Genomic DNA, 21,950 nt, shown 5'->3' with positions numbered 1-21,950 from the left:
CGTCGCCCACGGCGTTTGCGCCCGACGGTGAACCCTGAGTGTCGCGCTTGCTCGTCGGTGCGGGGTGCGTCAAAGCGGGACGCATTCCGTTCGGGATGCTGATTTTTGCGTTCGTTCGTCGTTGTTTCGGTAGACGGCCTTCTCGCGGATAGATGCTTGCGATTGGTTCGGGGACAAACCGCGGCCGGGACGTGTATCACGGCGGCAGCTTCCATTTGCGAATAATCGCGATGCACGCCGCGCATCCCACCAAGCCGGTCCCGGCAGACTTTCCTGACTTTCGGCACAATCGAGTTTTCCCCGCGTGACCGCGTTCGCCGTGTTAATCGCGCGGGAGCGTCACGTCACCGAAAGCCAAGATTCCGCCATGATCCCCTTCTCGCTGCTCGACCTTTCACCCATTCCGCTCGGCTCTACCGCCGCCGATGCGTTCGCCCATTCGCTCGATCTCGCGCAGCACGCTGAACGCTGGGGTTATCTGCGCTACTGGCTCGCGGAGCATCACAACATGACGGGCATCGCCAGTGCGGCGACGTCGGTTGTGATCGGCCATATCGCGGCGGGCACCAAGACGATCCGCGTCGGCTCCGGCGGCATCATGCTGCCGAACCACGCGCCGCTCGTGATCGCCGAGCAGTTCGGCACGCTCGCCTCGCTGTTTCCGGGACGCATCGACCTCGGACTCGGCCGCGCGCCGGGCACCGACCAGACCACCGCGCGGGCGCTTCGCCGCGATCTGCAAGGCAGCGCCGATTCGTTCCCGGACGATGTCGCCGAGTTGCAACGCTTCTTCGCCGATCCTGTCGAGGGTCAGCGAGTGCGCGCGGTGCCGGGCGCGGGCCTGCACGTGCCGATCTGGCTGCTCGGCTCGTCGCTGTTTTCGGCGCAACTCGCCGCCGCGCTCGGACTGCCGTTCGCGTTCGCGTCCCATTTCGCGCCGGACTATCTGCTGACGGCGCTCGACGTATACCGTTCGCAGTTCCGTCCGTCGGCGACGCTGCAGAAGCCCTATGCGGCGGTCGGCGTCAACGTGTTCGCCGCCGATACCACGGAAGAAGCGCGTTTCCTGTTCACGTCGCTCGAGCAGCAGTTCGTCAATCTGCGGCGCGGCACGCCGGGGCAACTGCCGCCGCCCGTCGAGTCGATCGACTGGACGCCGGCCGAGCGCGCGGGCGTCGAGCGATCGCTCGCGTGTTCCGTCGTCGGCAATCGCGCGGACGTCGAGGCGGGCCTGCGCTCGGTCATCGAGCAGACGCGGGCGGACGAACTGATCGTGACGGCGCAGATTTTCGACCACAAGGCGCGCCTGCGCTCGTTCGAAATCACCGCCGAAGCCCGGGACGCCATCGGCGCGGCTGCCTGAATCGGCGCGCCGGATAGCGGCCCATGCTGGACGCGCGCGCTTTTGACAGGCAATAATGAGACACCGGAGCCGTGCCGCCCGCCGCATCCAGCGGCCGCGCTTCGCGTCTGTCTTACCGCCACGCATCGTCGAATGGGCGCGCACGTTCTCCTGCGCGCGGCCCGGCGATGCGGCGGACAACAACAACGATGTCGCAAGTGGGAGGAAGAATGTCGATGCCGAGAAGCGCTGCCACCGGAGCCATGACGCTCCTGACCGAATACGATGAGGCGAGCGGCCAGGAAGTGCGCTCGCTGCGGCTCGAACCCGCCGCTGACGGCAAGGCCGTCCTGCTGATCGAAATCGACGAGCGCAAACCCGGAATTCATCGTGAAGTGCGTTATGAGATTACGCCGGCGGAACTGATTGCCGCGATTCGCGCGCACGGTGCGGAATTACCGGGAGAGCAGCATAGCCGTTAAAACTTTTTTAATAATTGCCGCGCGCAGCATACAATAGAGTCCAAAGCGGCGTTCAAAGCGAGGATGTAGCCATACGGCAATCGCGGCGGCGCGAGCCTCGTGTTCCACGGATCATGGCCAGTTCAGGCCTTGCGGCGTGACTTCCGCGCGCACGCTCGTCGCGCGTCCGTCACGGTGATCCCCGAACTGACGATATCCGCAATCGGCCCGATGCCGGCTATTCAGGCATCGACTGGCGGATTAAAAAAACAGCCTTGCGGTAAATACACTAATTGACGCGCAGCAGCCGCTGCGCCACGCTTGTATTAAATACATATTCAGGCCATCGAACCGCCCCGGTCCGCGCGGGCATCGGTTCGTCTTCTGCAAATCAAAAAGCTGAATCAGGGAAGCCGTGGACGAAAGAAAGCGAGATAGCATCATTGCGTATTTGCGCAGCCGTATGGCCGAATTCGGCATCACCGAAAGCGCATTGGCAGAAGCATTAGCCGAAGCGTCGGAGACGCCCCCGCCGCCCATGCTCACGAAAACCAACGGAGCAAATGGCGCGCAGAAACCCAAACGGGCGATGCCGCAACTTCCGGTCATGCCGCAAAGCCGTGGCGACCAGCCGGTTTTCCGCAACGCCAGCGGCGATACATGGGACGGCGTCGGCGATATGCCCGAATGGCTCAAACGCGCGGTGCATGCCGGACAGGACATCGAGTTTTATCGCGTGTGAGGCGACGGCTTCGTGGCGAACTGTTGCCGTGAACATTGCATCGAACGATCGCGCTTGAACCAGGCGAAATCAACGCGCGCGACGTTACGCATGGCGTATCGAAGGGCCATCGCGTCATAGGCAATTCGCTGCCGTTTATCAAGTTCAAAAATTTTCGGCGATGCATCCCCATCGTGCCGGAAACGGTTTATTGCTCTTCTCTGTAGCCGGCGGGCAGAAGTCCGCCGCGCATCGACTCTCTTGAGTCGTCCGAACGTTCCCGGTCGAGAGGAGCCACGCATGAACGCACAGGCACGCCGCGAACCTATCCTCGACGCACTTCCGTTCCCGCCTGGGCGAACGCCGGCCGGCGATCGCGCTTGCGGGTGCCGCGCCTGAATCACGATGTGCGGCCTTCGTTGACGCATCGAGGGACGAGCGCCATGCATTCCCGCTCCGCTTCCCTCCCGACCGTCGTGCGCCGCATGACGGCGGGCCGCATGTTGCTCGAAGGGGTATCGGTGGAACAGGTGGCGGATGAATTGCATCTGTCGGTGCAGACCGTGCGCCGCTACAAGGCGCTGGTGTCGGAAGGCGGTCTCGACGCGCTCGCCAAAATGGGTGTCGGCGGGCGAGCCTCGGTGCTGGATCAGGACGCACTCGGCTGGATTGCGGCGGCGCTGCAAGGCTCCGCCCGCGATCACGGCTTCGCAAGCGATACATGGACCAACTCGCGCCTGCGCGAAGTGATCGAGCGGCGCTACGGCGTGCGCTACTCGCGTGTCTATGTCTGGCAAATTGCGACGAATCTCGGGCTCGGGCATTTGCTGTCCAAGTCGCGGCGTTGAGGCGAAGCGGCATGTAAGCATGGCGCCCCGCCTCACGCGTGCGACACCTTAGAAGTTGAAGCGGTCGATGTTGCTCGCATCGAAGGTCGTCGGCGGGCCGAGAATCACTTCGCCGCTCTTGCCGACTGTGCGCTTGCCGAGCTTGCCTGCGTCGAAGGAATCGCCTTCCTTGCCCGTTATGGTCCCGGACGCGAGATTCGCCGCTGCGAACGCGGCCAGATAACCCAACTGGCCCGGATCCCACAACTGGAACGCGGTGACGGTGCCGTTCTTCACGAACGCACGCATCTGATTAGGCGTGCCGAGCCCCGTGACGACGACCTTGCCCTTCGACGGAGAAGTCGAGATATACCGCGCCGCCGCCGCAATTCCCACTGACGTAGGCGCAACGATGCCCTTGAGATTCGGATACGCCTGCAACAAGCCCTGCGTTTCGACGAACGACTTCTGATCGTCGTCGTTGCCGTAGGCGATCTTCACCAGCTTGAGCTTCGAATACTCGGGCTTCTTCAACTCGTCCTGCATCCATTTGATCCAGGTGTTCTGATTCGTCGCGTTCGGCGTCGCGGAGAGAATCGCGAATTCGCCTTCGCCGCCGACGAGCTTCGACAGCAGTTGAATCTGCCCGCGCCCGATGGCTTCCGATTCCGCCTGATTGACGAAAATCTGCCGTCCATCGGGCGCGGTGTCGGAGTCGAACGTGACGACCTTGATGCCCTGCGACATCGCTTTCTTCAGATACGGCACGACGGCGTTCGCATCGTTGGCCGCGATGACGATCGCGTTCTGACGCTGCGTGATCAGCGTGTTGATGTAGCTCACCTGCGACGACGCCCCCGCATCCGACGGGCCGACGACCTTGCCCTCGCCCTTGAACTCCTTGATCGCGGCCATGCCGCCATCGTCGGCGATGACCTCGTAGGGGTTATTGATCTGCTTCGGCAGAAACGCGATCTTGAGGCCGCTTTTCACTTCGGCGGCGCTCGCCGTCAGCGCGACGCTGGCCGCCAGCAAAGCCGCCGCGAGCAGCGGCGCGCGCATGAGTCGGTACGGTGTTTTCATGTCGGTAAGTCTCCTGTCATTGCGCAGGACTGCGCTGGTTATCAACGGGCACGACACGCGTTCAGGGCAACTGCGCCATCAGGCGCTTCTCGCGCGCCGCCCGCCAGCGCGCAACGAGATTCGGTATCAGCACGGACGACAGCAGCAGCGCGCCGGTCACGATGGTGAGCGTTTCGCTCGATACATCCGCGAGCGTCAGCGCATTGCGCAGCACGCCGATGATGACGAGCGACAACAGCACGCCGATCATCGAGCCGCGTCCGCCGAAAATGCTCACGCCGCCGAACAGCACCGCCGCGATCACGGACAGTTCGAAGCCCTCGCCGTTGTCGCCGCGTGCGCTCGTGAAGCGCAGCGTATAGACGACGCCCGCGAGCGCGGCCATCGCGCCGGACATCATGAAAAGCCTGAGCTTCGTCTTCGCGACGTCGATGCCGGAGAACTGCGCGGCGGTCGGATTCGCGCCGATCGCGTACAGGCTGCGGCCGAACGGCGTCGCCTGAAGGAGCACGGTGAAAACGATCGCGCCCGCGATGACGAGCACGAACGGCATCGGCAGGAAGGTGCCGGCGATGGTCTCGATGCCGAACGCCGTGTACGACGCGGGAAAATCCGCGATCGCCTGATCGCCGAGCAGCACGTAGGCCAGCCCGCGAAACAGCGCAAGCGTGCCGATGGTCACGGCGAGCGACGGCAGGCCGAAGCGCACGATCACGAGCCCGTTGAGCAGCCCCGCCAGCGTGCCGAACGCAAGCACCAGCGCGATGACGAGCGGCATCGGCAAGCCCATGTGCCACAGCACGCCCATCAGTGCGCTCGATGCGCCGAGCACCGACGCCACCGACAGATCGATTTCGGCGGCGACGATCACGAGCGTCATCGGCAAGGCGATCAGCGCGATCTCGGTGAAGTCCGCGAGCATGTTCGAGAGATTCGCGGACGAGAGGAACATCGGCGACAGCACGCGCCCCGCCGCGAGGGAGACGGCGAGCACGACGACGAGCATCGTTTCCCACTGCACGTGACGGCGCCGGGCCGTGGACAAGGCGGAGTCGGGCTTAGCCATGATCGCGTTTCCTCATCATCCGGCGCGCGACGGAGCGCGCGAGCAAGGTATCGAGCGTGATCGCCGCGACGATCAGCGCGCCCTGAATCGCCTGTTGCCAGAACGGCGACACGCGCAACACCACCAGCGCGATATTGATGACGCCGAGCACGAGCGCGCCGAGCGTCGCGCCGGCGATGGTGCCCACGCCGCCCGTGATCGCGACGCTGCCGACGACCGCCGCCGCGACCACTTGCAGCTCGATGCCCTTCGCCGTGCTGGCGTCGACGGTGCCGAAGCGCGCGAGCCACAGCACGCCGGCCAGCCCCGCGATCGCGCCGGACAGCAGAAAGCCGATCATCACGCGACGGTCCACGCGGATGCCCGCAAGACGCGCCGCTTCGGGATTCGAGCCGATCGCATAGTGCTCGCGCCCGCCGCGATACTGCTTCAGATACACCGACAGCGCGATGAGCACGACGAGCGCGATCAACACCAGGTTCGGTACGCCGATCAGCGTGCCGGTCGCGATGGCGGCGAACGTATCGGGCAGGCTCGTCGCGTTGATCTGTCCGCCGTGGACCCACGCATAGTCCGCGCCGCGCACGATGTACAGCGTCGACAGCGTGGCGACGAGCGACGGCACGCGCCCGAAGGTGACGAGCGCGCCGTTCACCGCGCCGATTGCGAAGCCGACGCCGACGCCCGCGAACATCGCGACGACCACCGGCATGTGCGGGAACATCACGAAGAGACTGCCGACCGCGTACGCGCTCACGCCGACGATCGACGCCACCGACAGGTCGATGTGCCGCATCAGCATCACGATCGTCATGCCCGCCGTCAACAAGCCGATGATCGATACATTGAGCAGAACGTCGCGCAGATTCTGCAGATTGAGGAAGTCGGGCTTGACGGCGGCCGTGGCGCCGACGAGCACGAGCAGCACGATGAAAAGCGTCAGCTCGCGGCTCTTCGCGATGGAAACGGCAAGGCTGTCGCGCTTCGTTTCGGCGGGCGGCATCGCGGGCATCGTTGGAGAATGTCGTGTCATCATGCTGCGCGCCCCAGCGTCGGCGACGGCGCGCCCAATGCCGCGCTCATCACCCGTTCCTCGTTCGCATCGGCGCGCGCGATGTCTGCGCTGATGCGGCCTTCGTGCATTACGAGCACGCGATCCGCCATGCCGAGCACTTCCGGCAGCTCGCTCGAAATCATCAACACGGCCATGCCCTCCTTCACGAGTTCGGCCAGCGTGCGATACACCTCCGCCTTCGCGCCGACGTCGATGCCGCGCGTCGGCTCATCGATGATCAGCACCTTCGGGTTCGTCGCCAGCCACTTGCCGAGCACGACCTTCTGCTGATTGCCGCCCGACAGCGTGCCGACGGGCGCATCGAGATCGCTCGCCTTGAGGCGCAGGCGCTTGCCCCAGTCGGCGGCGAGCGTCGATTCGCTGCGCGCCGAGATCAGGCCATGCCGCATCAATCGGCCGAGCACCGTGAGCGAGGCATTGCGCGCAATCGACAGTTCCATCGCGAGCCCTTGCGCGCGGCGATCTTCCGGCACGAGCGCGAGGCCCGCGCGCACCGCCGCCGCCGGCTTGCCGAGCGCGAGCTTCTTGCCCGCGACGGCCACTTCGCCGCCATCGACCGGATCGATGCCGAAAATGGCGCGCGCCACTTCGCTGCGTCCCGCGCCGACTAGACCCGCCAGCGCGACGATCTCGCCCGCGCGGACATCGAAGGAAACGTTCTTGAACACGCCCTCACGCGTGAGGTTGCGCACCGCGAGGCGCACGTCGCCGGGCGCCACATCGGCTTTCGGATAGAACGTGTCGAGATCGCGGCCGACCATGCGGCTCACGATCGCGTCGATGCTCATGTCGGCGGTGAGCGCGTCGTGGACCTTCATGCCGTCGCGCATGATCGTCATGCGTTGCGTGAGCGCGAACACTTCGTCGAGCCGATGCGTGATGAAGAGAATCGCGACGTCGCGCTCTTTCAACGCGCGCACGATGGCGAAGAGACGCTCGACTTCCGGCAGCGACAACGCCGCAGTCGGCTCGTCCATGATCAGCACGTTCGCATCGAGCGACAGCGCCTTCGCGATCTCGACGACCTGCTGGTCCGCAATCGACAGCCCGCGCACGAGCCTTTGCGCGCGCAGGCTCACGCCGAGCGATGCAAGCAGCGAATCGACTTCGCGATGCATCTCGTCGTAGCGGATGCGGCCGAACCGGTCGCGCGGCTGACGGCCCATGTAGATGTTCTCCGCGATCGACAAGTCCGCGAACAGCGTCGGTTCCTGATAGATCACGGCGATGCCCGCATCGCGCGCTTCGGCGGGGTTGCCGAAGCGCCGCACGACGCCATCGACGAGCAGTTCGCCCGCATCGGGCTGATACACGCCCGCGAGCAGCTTCACGAGCGTGGACTTGCCCGCGCCGTTCTCGCCGAGCAGCGCGTGCACTTCGCCGGGAAAGAGTTGCAGGCTGCCATCGCCGAGCGCGCGCACGCGGCCGAATGCCTTGCTCGCGTGCCTCAGTTCGAGTCTGGGCGTCGTCATCGTGTCTCCTAAATGCGGTAGATGCGCTCGGCGTTGCGCACGAAAAGCGCGTCCTTCTCGCTCTCGCTTGCATCGCCAACGATGTGCGCGTACGCATTCCATATCGCCGTGTACGAACCGAAGAGCCGGTCCACCGGAAAGTTCGATGCGAACATCGCGCGCTCGCAGCCGAAGGTGTCGATGGTTTCGAGCACGTAAGGACGAAAGCTTTCGATGGTCCAGTCGTGATCGAACATCGCGAGGCCGCTGATCTTCACCGCGACGTTCGGGCATCCGGCCAGCGCGCGCATGCCTTCGCGCCACGCGCGATACCCCGAAGGCGATGCGCGATCCACGAACATCCCCGCGTGATTGACGATGAACTGCGTATCCGGATGCTCGCGTGCGAGCGCCGCCGCATCGTTCATCTGCGACGGATACAGTTGCAGATCGAACGACAGCCCGTAGCGTTTCAGCAGCGCGAAATGCCTGCGCCATTGCGGCTCGTGCATGTAGTGGCGTCCGACATAGTCGTAAAGCGGATCGTCATGGACGTTGAGAATCTGCCGGATGCCTCGCGTGTTCGCAAAGGCAGCGTGCGCTTCCAGCACTTGCGGCGCGTTGTCCGCCGACAAATCCGCGCCCGCCACGATGCCATCGGGCATGCCGCGCCCATCTCCATCGGCGATACCTTGCAGCCAGCGCGTTTCCTCCACCGGATCGGCGGGATCGTGATTCGCATCGACATGCACGACTTTCAGCACCGCGACGCTGCCCGCGTCGCGCAGCAGGTCGCGGATCAGATAATCGTGCTTCAGTTCGCGCGCATCGCCGACGAACGATGTCTGCGGATTCGCCAGCCACGGATAGTGATGCGTGGAGAGATCCCACAGATGAATATGCGGATCGACGACCTGCATGATGATTCCTCGCAAGCGATGCGCTTCAGGGAAGATGAAACACCGGCACGAGCGGCGCCGCGACGGGCGCGTTGTTCGCGTGCGTGTCCATCAGTTCGGCCATGTAATCCCACCATTTGCGCATGATGGGCAACGCAGGCAGTGCATCGGTGGTGTGCGTGTCCGCGCGCTGGTAGATGGCGAACAGATGCCCGGTCGCTTCGTCGAGAAAGATGCGGTAATCGCGGATGCCCGCGGCGCGCAGGGCATCGGCCAGTTCGGGCCATATGTCGCGATGGCGCCGTGCGTACTCTTCACGCATGCCCGGCTTGAGGGTCATGCGAAATGCCACTGTCTCCATGGCGGCCCGCCTTTTTATGTGTGTGCGCCTGTCGGTGAGTCGAGGCGCGTTGTGGTGCGACTATAATGCGCCGACCGATAACACGACAATCCGAAAGCAGGATTGGCCGATCGCAAAACCGTATCGGGCAGGGTCGCGATGTCGTGTTGCGTTGCTTGCATCATCCGGACAGCCAAATGAATCAGAACGTCTCCCAGATATCGCTCGTCAACCGCCTGAAATTCAAGCACCTCGCGCTGCTCGTCGCGCTCGACGACACGCGCAATCTTCATCAGGCAGCCGACACCGTCAACGTCGCGCAGCCGAGCGCAAGCCGGATGCTCGCGGACATCGAAGAGGCGTTCGGTTTCCTGCTCTTCGAGCGCAACGCACGCGGCATGCATCCGACGCCGCTCGGCACGGCCGCGCTGGCTTACGCGCGACGCTCGCTCGCGGACCTCACCCGCTTCGCCGACGATCTCGACAACAAGCGGCGCGGCGGCCACGGCCAGTTGACCGTCGGCGCTATCATGGGCGCCGCGCCCGACGTCCTCGCGATGGCCGTCACCGAACTCAAGTCCGAGCGGCCGCTTCTGAACGTGCGCATCCTCGGCGAGACGAGCGATCAGGTCGTGCAACTGCTGCATCGGCGCGAAGTGGATCTCGCGCTCGGCCGGCTCACGACGCCCCTGCAGCACAACGACTTCGACTTCGAGCCGCTCGCACGCGAAGCGATGCGCCTCGTGGTCCGGGCGGCGCATCCGCTTGTGGCGAAGACATCGCTCTCGCTCGACATGCTCGTCGGCTGGCCGTGGATTCTTCAGCCGATCACGAGTCCGGCGCGCGGCCTCTTCGAGGAAGAACTGGCACGTGCCGGGCTGACGACGCCCGCCGATATCGTCGAATGCGCGTCCATCTTCGCCACCTTGCAACTGCTGCAAAACAGCGACGCGGTCGCAATGCTCCCCGAGTCCGTCGTGCGCGATTACCTGCGCGCGGGCTTGCTCACGGAGCTTCCCATCGAGATCGGCAAAAGCCTGTCCGGTTTCGGCCTCTTGCGACGCAAATCCGAAACCTTGAGCGAGCCGGCCGAATATTTCATCGCGCTCTTGCGAAAGTATTCGGCGGCGTCGCTTGCGCTCACTGCAAGTTGACGAACAAGCCGCCATCCACCAGTAGCGACGCGCCCGTCACATAGCGCGCCCGGTCCGACGCGAGAAACACCACGCATTGCGCGACATCGTCCGGTGCGCCGAGACGCCCGAGCGGGATGCGCTTTTCCATATACGCGCGCTTGTCGGCATCGGACAGGTCTTCTGCGTTCAGGTCCGTCGCGATGGTGCCGGGCATCACCGAATTGCAGCGGATGCCGTACGGCCCGAGCGCGATTGCGCACGACTGCATCAGCGAATGCACGCCCGCCTTGGTCGGCGTGTAGTGCGTCTGCATGCCGCCGCCGACGAGCGCGCTGATCGAACTCGTCGCGACGATCGCGCCGCCCGTGCCCTGCGCTTTCATCTGGTTCGCGGCGGCCTGCGTCACATAGAACGCGCCGTTGAGATTGACGGCGACCGTCGTTTCGTAGACCGATGGCGGCATATCGAGAAACGCATGAAACGGACAGATGCCCGCGTTGCTCGACAGCACGTCGACGCGTCCGAACGCCTCCACGGTGCGCCGCACCAGCTCGATGCCCGTCTCGCGTTCGGCGACGTTGCCTTCGACCGCAATTGCGCGCCGTCCGAGCGCCTCGATTTCGCCGATGATCGACTCTGCCGCCGACGCCTTGCCGTACGACTGATCGTTGTCGCGCCAATAGTTGATCGCCACGTTCGCGCCTTCGCTCGCGCATGCCAGCGCGATCGCCCGGCCGATGCCGCGCGAGCCGCCCGTCACGATCACGACCTTGTTCTCCAGCAGCATGGTGCGCCTCGTCAGTGGGTGTAAGGCCGCGTGAGCGCGCATTCCGGATTGAGCCGCACGCCGAAGCCCGGCGTCTCGGGCACCTTCATGCGGCCATTGACCGGCACCGGCTCATCGAGCAGCAGCGGGTTGAACATCGGCACGACCTGATCCGCTTTCGGGGCCATCATCAGGAATTCCGCGAACGGCGAGTTATGGCGCGTCACCACGAAGTGATAGCTGTACACCGACGACCCGTGCGGCACGACGAGCACGTTATGCGCGTCGGCGAGCGCCGAAATTTTGATCAGTTCCGTGATGCCGCCGCACCAGCCAACGTCCGGCTGCACGAGGTCCGCGCATCCCATTTCGAAGAGCATGCGAAAACCCCAGCGCGTCGCTTCGTGCTCGCCCGTCGTCACCATCATGCCGCGCGGCACGGAGCGGCGCAGTTCGGCGTAGCCCCAATAGTCGTCCGGCGGAAGCGTTTCCTCCAGCCATTTCAGGCCGTACTCGTGAGCCGCCGTGGCGAGACGCTTCGCATAATTCAGGTCGAGCGACATCCAGCAATCGAACATCAGCCAGAAGTCGTCGCCGACTTTTGCGCGCATGTCGGCCAGTTTGGCGATGTTCGCCGCGAGTCCTTCCTCGCCTTCAGCCGGACCGTGCTGCAACGGCATCTTGCCGCCGATGAAGCCCATCTGTTTCGCCAGATCCGGACGCGCGCCGGTCGCATAGAACTGCAGTTCGTCGCGCACCGGGCCGCCGAGCAACTGGAACACCGGTTCCTGGCGCACCTTCGCGAGCAGGTCCCACAACGCGAGATCGACGCCCGATATCGCGTTCAGCACGATGCCCTTGCGCCCGTAATACAGCGTCGCGTTGTACATCTGGTCCCACATCTTTTCGATGTCGGTCACGCGCTGCCCTTCGAGGAATCGCGCGAGATGCTTCTCGACGATGAACGCGCCGATTTCGCCGCCCGTCGTCACCGCGAAACCGACGGTGCCATCGCTCGCTTCGATCTCGACGACGAGCGAGCCGAGCACGTTCAGACCGAACGATTGCCGGCTCTGGCGATACTCGGGGTAACGCGCCATCGGCGTGGCTACGTGATCGTCGATCCAGTGATCGGCGCCCTGGTCGTGGTAATCGGCACCGCCGCCGCGGACGGTGAAGGCGCGCACGTGCTTGATGGTCGGCATGGACATCGTTTGTCTCCTCTTGATCAGGATGCGTTGGCGGTCTCGCCGCCCGGAATCGGATCGCGCTCCGGCACGCGCACCAGCGCGACGATGACGAGCGCGGCCAGCACGCTCGCCGCGCCGAGCACGGCGAGACCGGCGCTGGTCGAATGGAACGCGGCTTCGGCAGCGGTGCGGGCCATCGGCGCGAAGAATCCGCCGAGTCCGCCGAGCGAGTTGATGAGCGCGATGCCGGCGGCGGCGGCCGCGCCGGTGAGATAGCGCGTCGGGAATGTCCAGAAGAGCGGCTGCGCGGCGATGAAGCCGCTCGCGGCGCAACACAGCGCGAGCAGCGAAACGATCGGCGCACCCGCGACACCCGAGACGGCGATCGCCACACCCGACATCACGAGCAGCGCGACGGCGCAAGTCCGGTGCTTCGACGTGCGATCCGCATAGCGCGGGACGATCCACGTGACGACGACCGCCGCGATCCACGGCAGCGCGGTCACGAGCCCGACGCGAAAGCCGACCTTCGTGCCGAGCAGCGCCGCCACCTGTTGCGGCAGATAGAACACGACGCCATACACCGACGCCTGAATCAGGAAGTACACGCAGCACAGCACGAGCACGCGGGGATCGACGAGCGCCGCCAACACGCTTTTCGGTCCGTGCGACGACGCCCGGCGCGAGTCATCCGCGAGACGCGCGACGAGCAGCGCGCGCTGTTCCTGCGTGAGCCATCGTGCGCGGGCGGGGTCGTCGTCGAGATACCAGAACGCCCATGCGCCGACGATCGAAGCAAGCAGCCCTTCCACAAGGAACAGCCACTGCCAGCCTCTGAGGCCGAGCATGCCGTGCAGATCGAGCAGCAGTCCGGAAAGCGGCGCACCGAAGATGAACGCGAGCGGCGCGCCGAAGTAGAACACGCCGAGCGCCCGCGCACGCGATGCCTGCGGAAACCAGCGCGTCAGGTAATAGACGATGCCGGGAAAAAACCCGGCTTCCGCCACGCCGAGCAGAAAGCGCAGCGCATAGAAGGTGGTCGCGGAATGCGCGAAGGCCATCGCCGCTGAAACGATGCCCCACGTCACCATGATGCGGCACATCCACAGCTTCGCGCCGACGCGGTGAAGCAGAAGATTGCTCGGCACTTCGAAGATTGCGTAACCGACGAAGAACACGCCAGCGCCGAACGCGAACGCGGCGTTCGTGAGGCCGGTGTCCTGTTGCAGCGCCTTCTGCGCAAAGCCGATGTTCGCGCGGTCGAGGAAGGCGACCACGTACATCAGCAGGAGGAATGGCAGCAGCCGGCGCATCACGCGAGACGTGACCGCGCCTTCCGCCGATGCGGAATGTTCCATGTCTCTCTCCGGTGAAACGGGCGGATCAGTAAGTCGCGCGTCCGCCCGACAGGTCGAACACCGCGCCCGTGCTGAACGCGCAGTCCTCGGACGAGAGCCACAGAATCAGCGACGCCGCTTCTTCCGGCATCAGGAAGCGGTTCATCGGGATCTTGGAGAGCATGTAGTCGATGTGCTGCTGCGACATCGAATCGAAGATTTCGGTTTTGGCGGCGGCCGGCGTGACCGCGTTGACGAGAATGTTCTTGCCCGCGAGTTCCTTGCCGAGCGACTTGGTGAGGCCGATCAGCCCCGCCTTCGACGCGCTGTAGTGCGAGGCGTTCGGATTGCCTTCCTTGCCCGCGATCGACGCGATATTGACGATGCGGCCGTAGCCCGCCTTCAGCATGTGCGGCACGACCGCGCGGCAGGTCAGGAACGGGCCGATCAGATTGACGTCGATCACGCGCCGCCAGACGTCGGGGGCCAGTTCCCACGTGGCGCCGTTGCCGCCGGTGATGCCCGCGTTGTTCACGAGCACATCGATCTTGCCATGCGCGGCAAGCGTCTTCTGCACGGCGGCTTCGACGGAGGCTTCATCGGTCAGTTCGACGACGGCGTCGCTGACGATGCGCTCCTTGTTCTTCGACGCGAGTTCGGCGCTCGTGCGCTGGAGCCGCTCGGCGTCGACATCCCATAGCGCGACGTTTGCGCCCGACGCGAGCGCGCGCTCGGCAACGGCGAGGCCGATGCCCCGCGCACCGCCCGTGATGACGACACTGCGCCCTGCCAGATCGATACGGTTCATGCCCTGTCTCCTGTCGTTGTTCTTGCAGCGGCTTTGCGCCGTGACAAGCACTATAGACCGGGGACCAATAACGTAACAATTCGAAAGGGCGATCGTTCGATAGCGAAAGCGGATCGGCCGGCGTCAGTGATGGCGGATCCGGACGCGGCGCGGCACGTGTGGAATAACGGCAGTCGGCGCCTTCGGCAAGCGGGCGTTGTGAAAAACCTTGTCGGCGAAGAGTGCAAACGCAAAAAGCGCAGCGACACCAACGGGGCACAGAAGAAGGACAGCGACGAACATGGGAGCCTCCCAGAAGCATTATTGCAGCGCAGTATAAGGCGATAACTTCAGCCAATTAACCGCTAAAGCGACAATACTTCGTTCAACAATATGGATGCTAATTTCAGAATCTGGAAGATACGCGCGCCCCTAAGCCCCTCGGGCACGCCCATTGCTAAAAGCGACCACCGCTGAATGGCCAGCGACTTCTACCGACCAAAAAAGCATGTTCAAACCAAAAGCCTGTACCGCGACCTGTGTTCTCGACGGAATGCCCGTCACCCTGACCTACTTTCCGGATACCACGCTGCTTCGGATTACCGATGCCAGCACGGGCCGATGCGTGCGGGAAACGCGCTGGCCTGCCCCGTGGCGCACGCTGCTCGCGACCTTGCGCGAATTCAGCGGACGCGATACTGAAAGCCAGCTAGCGACGCTGCTGAAGGAAATGCCGGAAGAACCGGCGATGGCGTGACGCGCGCCGCCGCCCGCACAACCGAATCAACCCACGCGAGGAATGCCTCGCTCAACGCTGCAGAAGAAGAGGAAATAAATGGCAACTGGCACTGTGAAATGGTTCAACGACACGAAGGGTTTCGGATTTATCACGCCGGATGACGGCACGCCCGACGTGTTCGCGCATTTCTCGGAGATTCGCGCGGACGGCTACAAGTCGCTGCAGGAAAACCAGAAGGTGTTGTTCGAAGTGCGCCAAGGCCCGAAGGGTCTGCAAGCCGCGAACATTCAGCCGCAATGAGCCGGCCGTAATCAGTGAAAAGCCGTGAGGGTGATTGACTCTCACGGCTTTTTTTCGACGATCACGTGCGGTGGAACACGGGCGCTTGCGCCGGATGCAACGCCGGCCCGCGGCGACATCGAATCCACTCCGACCGATGCGCTCGTTGCCAGTCGACGCGAACGTGACGCGAATCAGCGCCAGCGGCACGGCCGATCCCGACAGCGTCATCCGCATGGCGCGCATTCACGGACTACCGTCGCTGCTGATCGACAAGCGTCTCGACCGGTCTGCCACCGCCACAGCACGTTTCCGACGCCGCGCGAGTTCGTCGATGCGGTCATCGACGGCCTGTGATCACACCGCAGTGCGCGCCAGCGTACGCGATCGGCTGTCGGCGGCGCGTACCATCGGTGTATCGACCGTTTCGCTTTTTCGGGCAGGATGCGCAGGCGTTTACAATCAACGTTTCCCGCGTATCGGCCGCGTGCGCGCGATGCGCCCCGGCGCCGCCCCGCGCCACCTCCTACAGCATTCGCCTGGCAGCATGGTCACTGAAACGTCTTCTTCGGAATCGCTCGCTGTCGCCGAGCGCGTGCGCGAGCTCATGAGCCGTCACGGCATCGGCAAGCGGCAGCAAACGGCCGAGTTGTGCCGCATTCTGGACCTCAGCTTTTCGCAGGGGCACCGGAAACTGCGCGGCAACAGCCCGTGGACGATCGCACAGATTCGCCGCGTCGCCGACGCCTTCGACGAACCCGCGCTCAAGCTCTTCGACGCCATCAACGCGCGTCCCGACGACACGGAAGGCGTGCCGCACGACGCCGTGCTGAAACTCGGCTCCGTCGAGATTCCGTGCACCGCGTGGATCGGCAATGCGCTAGAACCGGGCACACGGCCCGATTTCATCACGCAGAAGGTCAACGGCCGCTGGGTCGTGACGCGTCACGAAGGCGTGCTGTTGCAGGAAGCCTGCGACGTGCACAAGATCGAAATCCTGCCGCGCCGTGCGGATACCGACAAGCCGATCATCGCCGTCGTCGATGACGATCACGCCTCCGCCGACAACCTCCACGACTATCTGGAGATGACCGGCTTCACGGCGATGGCCTTCTACGGTCTCGACGCGTTCCTCGACGCGCTGCAGTCGCAAGTATTCGATGCGGTGGTGATCGACTGGCTGTTCGGCGTCCACACGTCGGCGGACGCGATCAAGGCGGTGCGCGAGTCGGACAACCCCGATGCGCCGGTGTTCGTGCTCACCGGCGAACTGATGACGGGCAAGGCGAGCGAATCGGAGATCAGCCAGATCATCCGGGATCACAACGTCACCTGCTTCGAGAAACCCGCGCGGCTCGGCATTCTGGTCGCGGACTTGTCCAAGCGGCTATTGCGCGCCTGAGCGTCATCGCACGGCGCATCAGGCGGCGCGCCGCCGCGCCGTCGCGGCCCGATGCACGGCGGCCTTCAGCACGTCGTATCGCACGGGCTTCAGCAGGTAATCGAAGAACAGCACCGACGCGCTCGGATCGACCAGTTCCGGCACATACGCGCTCACCGCGATGATCGGCACGCTCCCGCCCGGCGCCGTGCGCGCGCGATACTCGTTCGCGAACGAATAGCCGTCCTTGCCAGGCATGTGGAGGTCGGCGAGGATCACGTCGGCGTCGTAGGCGCGCAGCCAGGCGAGCGCGCTGTCCACATCCGGCGCCCCGACCGCCCAATAGCCCAGATGCGTCAGCATTTCGATCAGCGATTCGCGGATCGCCTCGTGATCGTCGATGACGAGCACCCGCGACTTGCGCGAGCCGGGCGCATCGGCCTGCGTTTCGCCAAGTTCGGGCATGCGCTCGACGGACGCCGCCGGCAAGCTCACGCGAAACGCCGCGCCCTCGCCCACTTCGCTCGATACTTCGATGGTCCCGCCCAGCAGTTCGACGAGCCCGCGCACGACCGCGAGGCCCATGCCCGCGCCATCGAAACGCCGTGTGCTGGACGAATCCAGTTGCGTGAACTCCTGAAAAATCAGCGGTAATTGCTCGCGCGAAATGCCCGGCCCGGTATCCGTCACGGTGATGTCGAGGCGCGTTTCCGAGCGCGCGAAATGGACGTCGATGGAGCCGGCATCCGTGTATTTGATCGCGTTGGTCACGAGATTCGTCACGATCTGCCGCACCCGATGCGGGTCCGACTCGAGCGGCCCGCGCTTGCCGGTATAGTCGCCGCGCAAATGCAGGCCCTTCGACGTGGCGGCGGGCGCGTTCGCATCGACGATGGATTCGAGCAACTCCGCCGGATCGAACACGGCCATGCGCAGTTCGAGCTTGCCCGCGCCGAGGCGCGCGTAGTCGGTGAGATCGCGCATCTGCGCTTCGAGATGGCGCGCCCCGGTTTCCAGCCGCTGAATGATCTTGCGGTCCGCCTCGTTGCGCAGATTGAGTCCGAGCAGTTCGATCGACGACACGATGGCATGCAAAGGCGTGCGCAGTTCGTGACTGATCATGCCGAGGAACGTGTCCTTCGCGACGCCCGCCTCGCGGGCCGCCCGCGTCGCCTGATGTTCGGCGGCGAGCGCGGCGCGTTGCTGTTCGATCAGGCGCGTGCGCCGGTAGCCGTTGAGCAGCAGCAGCGACGTCGCCCCCGCCGACAGTAGCCCGAGCAGAATGCCGCTATAGATCAGATAACGGCGCTTCGCCTGAAAGTCGTTGTAGATGGCCTCGTGCTCGGCGGCATCCATGAGCCGCCGGCCGCTCGCCAGTTCCGAGACGGCGGGCGCGTTCTGCCGCAGCACGCCGATGATGCGCAGCGTGCGCTGCCGCTCGCCCTGGAGGTTCTGCACATCCAACTCGATCGAAGCGAGCGCCGTGCGCAACTGTCGCAAAATCTCTCGCTGACGCGCGAGCAGCGCCTCGTGTCCCTCCGGCGTGCGGGTCGTATTGGAGGCGTCGTCGAGGCGTGCCAGCAGGCGCGCATAGCTTGCGCGCACGGCGTCGCCATCTTCGTCGATGCCATTGCGATAAAGCAGCACCTGCGTCTCGAATCGCTCATAGGCGATCTGCAACTGCGCGGCATTCCAGTACACGCCTTCATAGGGCATCACGATGTGATGCGACTCGCGCGAGACGAGCCCCGAATAGACCATATAGCCGACGATGCCGAACGGCGGCGCCACGGCCAGCGCGAGCATCACCGCGTACCAGACGCGGCGCAGCCACGGACGCGCGGCCGGCGTGCGAAGCGGAGCGTCGGTGCGAGTGATGGCCATGTTCGGTCGTAGCGGGCTCGGCGGGCGACGCCGCTCAACCGAGCGCGTCGATTTCGTGCGCCGCGCGCTCCGAAGCGACCACGATCAGCTTCATGGTTGCGCGCGTCGCGCCCACGAAGACCTTGCGCGCGGCCTGATCGTCGAGGACATCGAAATCGACTTCGGTGAGAATCACGCACGGCGCGGATTGGCCCTTGAAGCGATAGATCGATTCGAGCAGCACGTCGCCCTCGCGATATTCCGGATTGCCGAACAAATCATACGTTCCGGTGAACGCGCGCAGCCGATGCGGCCCGAGATGATCGACCGCCGTCAGCGCCGAGCCCTCGCGCCCCCGGAACGACAGCACCGCGATGTCCTGCTTGCGAAAGCCGAGCGAGAGCGCGTGAGTGATCGCGCGCTTGGTCGCTTCGATCACTTCCTCGGGATGGCCGTCCTCGTAAGTGGACACGGTGACATCGGACCCATCGAACGGACTCCCCGATTCGAGCCGCACGTTCGGCCCGACGATCTTGCGGATGAAGCCGAGCACGTCGCGCGGACTGCGATAGTTCGTGCTTTCGCGCAGGATCGTCCAGCCGGGCAGCGCCACCGGCTCGCGCAAATAGAGGTTCTGCATCGGGTCTTCGAGCCACCACCATGCGCCATCCGGATTGAGCAGCCGTTCCAGCGCCTCGACCCACGCCGCATGGAAATCCTGGCCCTCGTCGACGATCAGCACATCCGTCTTCCAGTGCTCGGGCACCGGCACGGCGGCGAAGCGCTCTTCGAGCGTCGTGAAGACGTTGGGCTGGCTGAAATCGGGCGGACTGCCGGCATCGCGCGCCACCGCCGCGCTCAACTGATGATAATTCGCGATCTTCGCTTCCTTCGGCGCAATCGCGCGGATATGGTCCGCGAGCGGCCGGTTGAAGCAGACGTACAGCACGCTCTTGCCGGCCGCGAGCGCATCGCGCATGACGCGCACGGCGAGTTGCGTCTTGCCGGCGCCCGCCGTCGCGATCACGCGCAAGCGGAACGGCTCGAATTCGAGGCGGCGCGCCCACGTCGCGAGACCGCCCGACAGACGCGTGACGAGCGTGTTCGCCTCGCCGACGAGCGCGTTGGTATCGGGCGTGAGCGAGAGTTCATCGGCGAGAAAGTGATGGATGCGCGCGGCTGCTTCGAAGCGCGGCTCGTCCGGCGGGAGAATCTCCAGCACCACGCGCGCAAGCTGCGCCTTGCGGCTTGCATCGACGATACGCCCCGGCGGCACGCCCGCGATCGCCGCGTCCTTCACCGTGTAATCCGGGCAATACAGCAGCTCTTCGATGCGATACGTCCCCGCGCCGAACGCCGCCGTGAAGCGCCGATGCAGATTCTCCAGCGTGCGCGCAAGCTGGATGGCGACGTTGCGCTCCTTCTGCAGATACACCTTGACGAGTCCCGCGCTGGTTTCGCGCAGGAAGCCCGCTTTCATCTCGATCATCAGCACGCGCCCGGACGGCGCGACGACGACGAAGTCCGCCTCGCCGAAGACGGAAAAGCCTTCGTTGATGCGCGTCCAGTGAACGCCGTGATAGACCGTATAGTCCTCAGGCAGCTTTTCGAGCAGCGAGAGCGTTTCCAGTTCGCGTGCGGCGGCGCCGGTCGCTTCGAGGTTCTTCCAGTCGTCGGGAACGATTCGGGCCATGCCGTTACCTTTGGCGTGAGTTCAGGCGTCGCATACGCCCGCTGTGCGCCTCATTGTACGCAACGGTCAATCCGCGTAGTCGTATCGGCCGCCGCGTTCCAGCGCACGCCGATAAGCCGGCCGCGCATGAATGCGTTCCAGGAACGCGCGGACATGCGGCAGTTGCTTCGCGCCCGCGCGCTGGCTGGCCGCTTCAAGCGGAAAGCTCATCTGCACGTCGGCGGCGCTGAAGGTATCGCCCGCGAACCACGGCGACTTCAAAAGCTCGCTATCGATATAGCCGAAGTGCAGCTTCAGTTGCGGATCGATGAAGCCCGACTGCAGCGTCTGTGCGATGCGCTTGGCGACCGGCCTGGCGAAGAACGGCATCTTCGCGCCCGCAATTCGCGATGCGACGAGCTTGAGCAGCAGCGGCGGCATCGCCGATCCTTCCGCGTAGTGCATCCAGTAGTTGTAGCGCACGCGTTCCGGCGACGCGCCGTGCGGCGGAGCGAAGCGCCCTTCGCCGTAGCGGTCGACGAGATATTCGAGGATCGCCCCCGATTCCGCGATGGTCAACGCGCCATCCGTGATGACAGGCGACTTGCCGAGCGGATGCACGGCGCGCAATTCGGGCGGCGCGAGCATCGTGTGGGGATCGCGTTCGTAGCGCTTCAGCTCGTATTCGACGCCGAGTTCTTCGAGCATCCACAGCACGCGCTGCGACCGCGAGTTATTGAGGTGATGCACAGTCAGCATGGTTGTTCGCGGTCAGCCGGCGGGTACGAGGGAGGACGGTACGGATCTTGCAGAAACATTCGGCTCAAGACGTTAGACCAAGCAAAAGGAGAACTCGATGACGCTCATCATTTATCTCGTGGGCTGGCTTATTTTCATCGGCGGGGTGTCGTGGGCGCTGGTCGCCATGCACGTGGCGCAGCACACGATCGCCATCGTCGCGGTCATCCTGCTCGGTATCGCCGTGATAACGGGCGCCACGCGAGCGCGCAACCGCGACCGTTCCTGAGTGCGACGCGCCGCGCGCTGCGCGGCGCGTTGCCGGCATCAGGCGACGACACGCACGTTGAGCGCGTCCTGTATCAGCGTCACGAGCTCGTCGGGATTCGCGGGCTTCGTCATGAAGTGCTGAAAGCCTTCGCCGATGCTTCGTAATCGATACTCATCGCCGTCATGCCCCGTCAGCGCGATGGCGACGGAAGGCGGCAGATTCCCGCGTATCTCGTGGTCGCGCAAACGTTGGATGAGATAGAAACCGTCCATTCCCGGAAGGTCCAGATCGCAGATCACCGCATCGGGAAGCACGCGGATCGCGGTTTCCGCGCCGTCTTCGGCGTCGGCCACGGCGATGACATCGGCCCCTTCTTCTTCCAGCAACAACTGCAGTGATGCCCTGCTTTCGGGATCGTCTTCGATGAGTACGATCCGCGTATGCCCCAGTCTTGCAACTTCGTTCATGATTTTGTTTTCAACTGCCTAAAACGGAATTCTCGCGCACGGTCTCCACGGCTCGCCGC

General features: G+C 64.5%; 24 protein-coding genes. 9 read left to right on the top strand and 15 right to left on the bottom strand.

The features are described from left to right. The first annotated feature begins 367 nt into the window (after nt 1-367). From AB6804_RS17545 to AB6804_RS17530, 4 genes are all read left to right on the top strand, one after another. Nucleotides 368-1,363, top strand: a complete 996-nt coding sequence (locus tag AB6804_RS17545; protein ID WP_370887513.1) for a luciferase-like monooxygenase — start codon at nt 368-370, stop codon at nt 1,361-1,363. Nucleotides 1,364-1,578: 215 nt separating this feature from the next. Continuing rightward, nucleotides 1,579-1,824 carry a hypothetical protein gene (locus AB6804_RS17540; RefSeq protein ID WP_035969404.1) on the top strand — a complete coding sequence of 82 codons (246 nt, stop codon included), beginning with the start codon at nt 1,579-1,581 and terminating at the stop codon, nt 1,822-1,824. A 472-nt stretch (nt 1,825-2,296) separates the two neighbouring features. Beyond that, nucleotides 2,297-2,545 carry a hypothetical protein gene (locus tag AB6804_RS17535; protein ID WP_370887512.1) on the top strand — a complete coding sequence of 83 codons (249 nt, stop codon included), beginning with the start codon at nt 2,297-2,299 and terminating at the stop codon, nt 2,543-2,545. 422 nt (nt 2,546-2,967) lie between these two features. Then, the gene (locus tag AB6804_RS17530; protein ID WP_035969328.1) at nt 2,968-3,372 is read left to right on the top strand and encodes a helix-turn-helix domain-containing protein; all 405 of its coding nucleotides are present in this window, start codon (nt 2,968-2,970) and stop codon (nt 3,370-3,372) included. Between the two features lie 48 nt (nt 3,373-3,420). On the opposite strand, the gene rhaS is transcribed toward AB6804_RS17530, so the two are convergent. From rhaS to rhaM, 6 genes are all read right to left on the bottom strand, one after another. Then, nucleotides 3,421-4,434 carry a rhamnose ABC transporter substrate-binding protein gene (rhaS, locus tag AB6804_RS17525; RefSeq protein ID WP_244795002.1) on the bottom strand — a complete coding sequence of 338 codons (1,014 nt, stop codon included), beginning with the start codon at nt 4,432-4,434 and terminating at the stop codon, nt 3,421-3,423. Nucleotides 4,435-4,495: 61 nt separating this feature from the next. After that, nucleotides 4,496-5,500: an ABC transporter permease gene (locus tag AB6804_RS17520; protein WP_370887511.1), complete on the bottom strand. Its 1,005-nt coding sequence runs from the start codon at nt 5,498-5,500 to the stop codon at nt 4,496-4,498. Next, nucleotides 5,493-6,533 (bottom strand): ABC transporter permease, encoded by a 1,041-nt coding sequence (locus tag AB6804_RS17515; RefSeq protein WP_370887631.1) that lies wholly within the window; start codon nt 6,531-6,533, stop codon nt 5,493-5,495. The genes AB6804_RS17520 and AB6804_RS17515 overlap by 8 nt, the downstream gene beginning before the upstream one ends. After that, nucleotides 6,533-8,047, bottom strand: coding sequence for a sugar ABC transporter ATP-binding protein (locus AB6804_RS17510; protein WP_370887510.1), 1,515 nt, complete (start codon nt 8,045-8,047; stop codon nt 6,533-6,535). The genes AB6804_RS17515 and AB6804_RS17510 overlap by 1 nt, the downstream gene beginning before the upstream one ends. An 8-nt stretch (nt 8,048-8,055) precedes the next feature. After that, a complete protein-coding gene (locus AB6804_RS17505; protein ID WP_370887509.1) occupies nt 8,056-8,946 on the bottom strand; it encodes an amidohydrolase in 891 nt (296 codons plus the stop codon). A 25-nt stretch (nt 8,947-8,971) separates the two neighbouring features. After that, nucleotides 8,972-9,286 carry an L-rhamnose mutarotase gene (rhaM, locus tag AB6804_RS17500; RefSeq protein ID WP_370887508.1) on the bottom strand — a complete coding sequence of 105 codons (315 nt, stop codon included), beginning with the start codon at nt 9,284-9,286 and terminating at the stop codon, nt 8,972-8,974. Nucleotides 9,287-9,462: 176 nt separating this feature from the next. Between rhaM and AB6804_RS17495 the strand changes: the two genes are divergently transcribed. After that, nucleotides 9,463-10,419: a LysR family transcriptional regulator gene (locus AB6804_RS17495; RefSeq protein ID WP_370887507.1), complete on the top strand. Its 957-nt coding sequence runs from the start codon at nt 9,463-9,465 to the stop codon at nt 10,417-10,419. On the opposite strand, the gene AB6804_RS17490 is transcribed toward AB6804_RS17495, so the two are convergent. From AB6804_RS17490 to AB6804_RS17470, 5 genes are all read right to left on the bottom strand, one after another. Next, on the bottom strand, nt 10,406-11,188 hold the full coding sequence (locus AB6804_RS17490) for an SDR family NAD(P)-dependent oxidoreductase (RefSeq protein WP_370887506.1): 783 nt from the start codon (nt 11,186-11,188) through the stop codon (nt 10,406-10,408). The two genes, AB6804_RS17495 and AB6804_RS17490, sit on opposite strands and share 14 nt — an antisense overlap. Before the next feature lie 11 nt (nt 11,189-11,199). Then, a complete protein-coding gene (rhmD, locus tag AB6804_RS17485) occupies nt 11,200-12,378 on the bottom strand; it encodes an L-rhamnonate dehydratase (protein ID WP_370887505.1) in 1,179 nt (392 codons plus the stop codon). Nucleotides 12,379-12,395: 17 nt separating this feature from the next. After that, nucleotides 12,396-13,715 carry an MFS transporter gene (locus tag AB6804_RS17480; RefSeq protein ID WP_370887504.1) on the bottom strand — a complete coding sequence of 440 codons (1,320 nt, stop codon included), beginning with the start codon at nt 13,713-13,715 and terminating at the stop codon, nt 12,396-12,398. A gap of 25 nt (nt 13,716-13,740) precedes the next feature. Further along, complete coding sequence (locus AB6804_RS17475; RefSeq protein ID WP_244795012.1) at nt 13,741-14,502, bottom strand: SDR family NAD(P)-dependent oxidoreductase; 762 nt, start codon at nt 14,500-14,502, stop codon at nt 13,741-13,743. A gap of 123 nt (nt 14,503-14,625) precedes the next feature. Beyond that, nucleotides 14,626-14,784 (bottom strand): hypothetical protein, encoded by a 159-nt coding sequence (locus AB6804_RS17470; protein ID WP_370887503.1) that lies wholly within the window; start codon nt 14,782-14,784, stop codon nt 14,626-14,628. Between the two features lie 205 nt (nt 14,785-14,989). Between AB6804_RS17470 and AB6804_RS17465 the strand changes: the two genes are divergently transcribed. From AB6804_RS17465 to AB6804_RS17455, 3 genes are all read left to right on the top strand, one after another. Beyond that, nucleotides 14,990-15,238, top strand: coding sequence for a hypothetical protein (locus AB6804_RS17465; RefSeq protein ID WP_370887502.1), 249 nt, complete (start codon nt 14,990-14,992; stop codon nt 15,236-15,238). Between the two features lie 78 nt (nt 15,239-15,316). Then, nucleotides 15,317-15,520 carry a cold-shock protein gene (locus tag AB6804_RS17460; protein ID WP_035969303.1) on the top strand — a complete coding sequence of 68 codons (204 nt, stop codon included), beginning with the start codon at nt 15,317-15,319 and terminating at the stop codon, nt 15,518-15,520. 526 nt (nt 15,521-16,046) lie between these two features. Next, entirely contained in the window at nt 16,047-16,901 is an 855-nt protein-coding gene (locus AB6804_RS17455; RefSeq protein ID WP_370887630.1) for a helix-turn-helix domain-containing protein, read from the top strand. 18 nt (nt 16,902-16,919) lie between these two features. Here AB6804_RS17455 and AB6804_RS17450 read toward each other — a convergent pair whose 3' ends face one another. The 3 genes from AB6804_RS17450 to AB6804_RS17440 all read right to left on the bottom strand — a co-directional run bounded on the left by AB6804_RS17450 (nt 16,920) and on the right by AB6804_RS17440 (nt 21,174). Continuing rightward, nucleotides 16,920-18,764 carry a hybrid sensor histidine kinase/response regulator gene (locus tag AB6804_RS17450; protein WP_370887501.1) on the bottom strand — a complete coding sequence of 615 codons (1,845 nt, stop codon included), beginning with the start codon at nt 18,762-18,764 and terminating at the stop codon, nt 16,920-16,922. 34 nt (nt 18,765-18,798) lie between these two features. After that, nucleotides 18,799-20,436, bottom strand: a complete 1,638-nt coding sequence (locus AB6804_RS17445; protein ID WP_035969296.1) for an ATP-binding domain-containing protein — start codon at nt 20,434-20,436, stop codon at nt 18,799-18,801. Between the two features lie 66 nt (nt 20,437-20,502). Further along, on the bottom strand, nt 20,503-21,174 hold the full coding sequence (locus AB6804_RS17440) for a glutathione S-transferase family protein (protein WP_370887500.1): 672 nt from the start codon (nt 21,172-21,174) through the stop codon (nt 20,503-20,505). A gap of 97 nt (nt 21,175-21,271) precedes the next feature. On the opposite strand from AB6804_RS17440, the gene AB6804_RS17435 reads away from it, so the two are divergent. Beyond that, on the top strand, nt 21,272-21,442 hold the full coding sequence (locus AB6804_RS17435; RefSeq protein ID WP_167569274.1) for a hypothetical protein: 171 nt from the start codon (nt 21,272-21,274) through the stop codon (nt 21,440-21,442). Nucleotides 21,443-21,480: 38 nt separating this feature from the next. On the opposite strand, the gene AB6804_RS17430 is transcribed toward AB6804_RS17435, so the two are convergent. After that, nucleotides 21,481-21,891 carry a response regulator gene (locus AB6804_RS17430; protein ID WP_052005988.1) on the bottom strand — a complete coding sequence of 137 codons (411 nt, stop codon included), beginning with the start codon at nt 21,889-21,891 and terminating at the stop codon, nt 21,481-21,483. Nucleotides 21,892-21,950: the final 59 nt, after the last annotated feature.

Origin of the sequence: Caballeronia sp. RCC_10, assembly GCF_041360715.1 — a bacterium.
Classification (GTDB): Bacteria; Pseudomonadota; Gammaproteobacteria; order Burkholderiales; family Burkholderiaceae; genus Caballeronia; species Caballeronia grimmiae.
The sequence above is the reverse complement of the archived record's forward strand: the minus strand, read 5'-3'. Positions and strand labels throughout refer to the sequence as shown.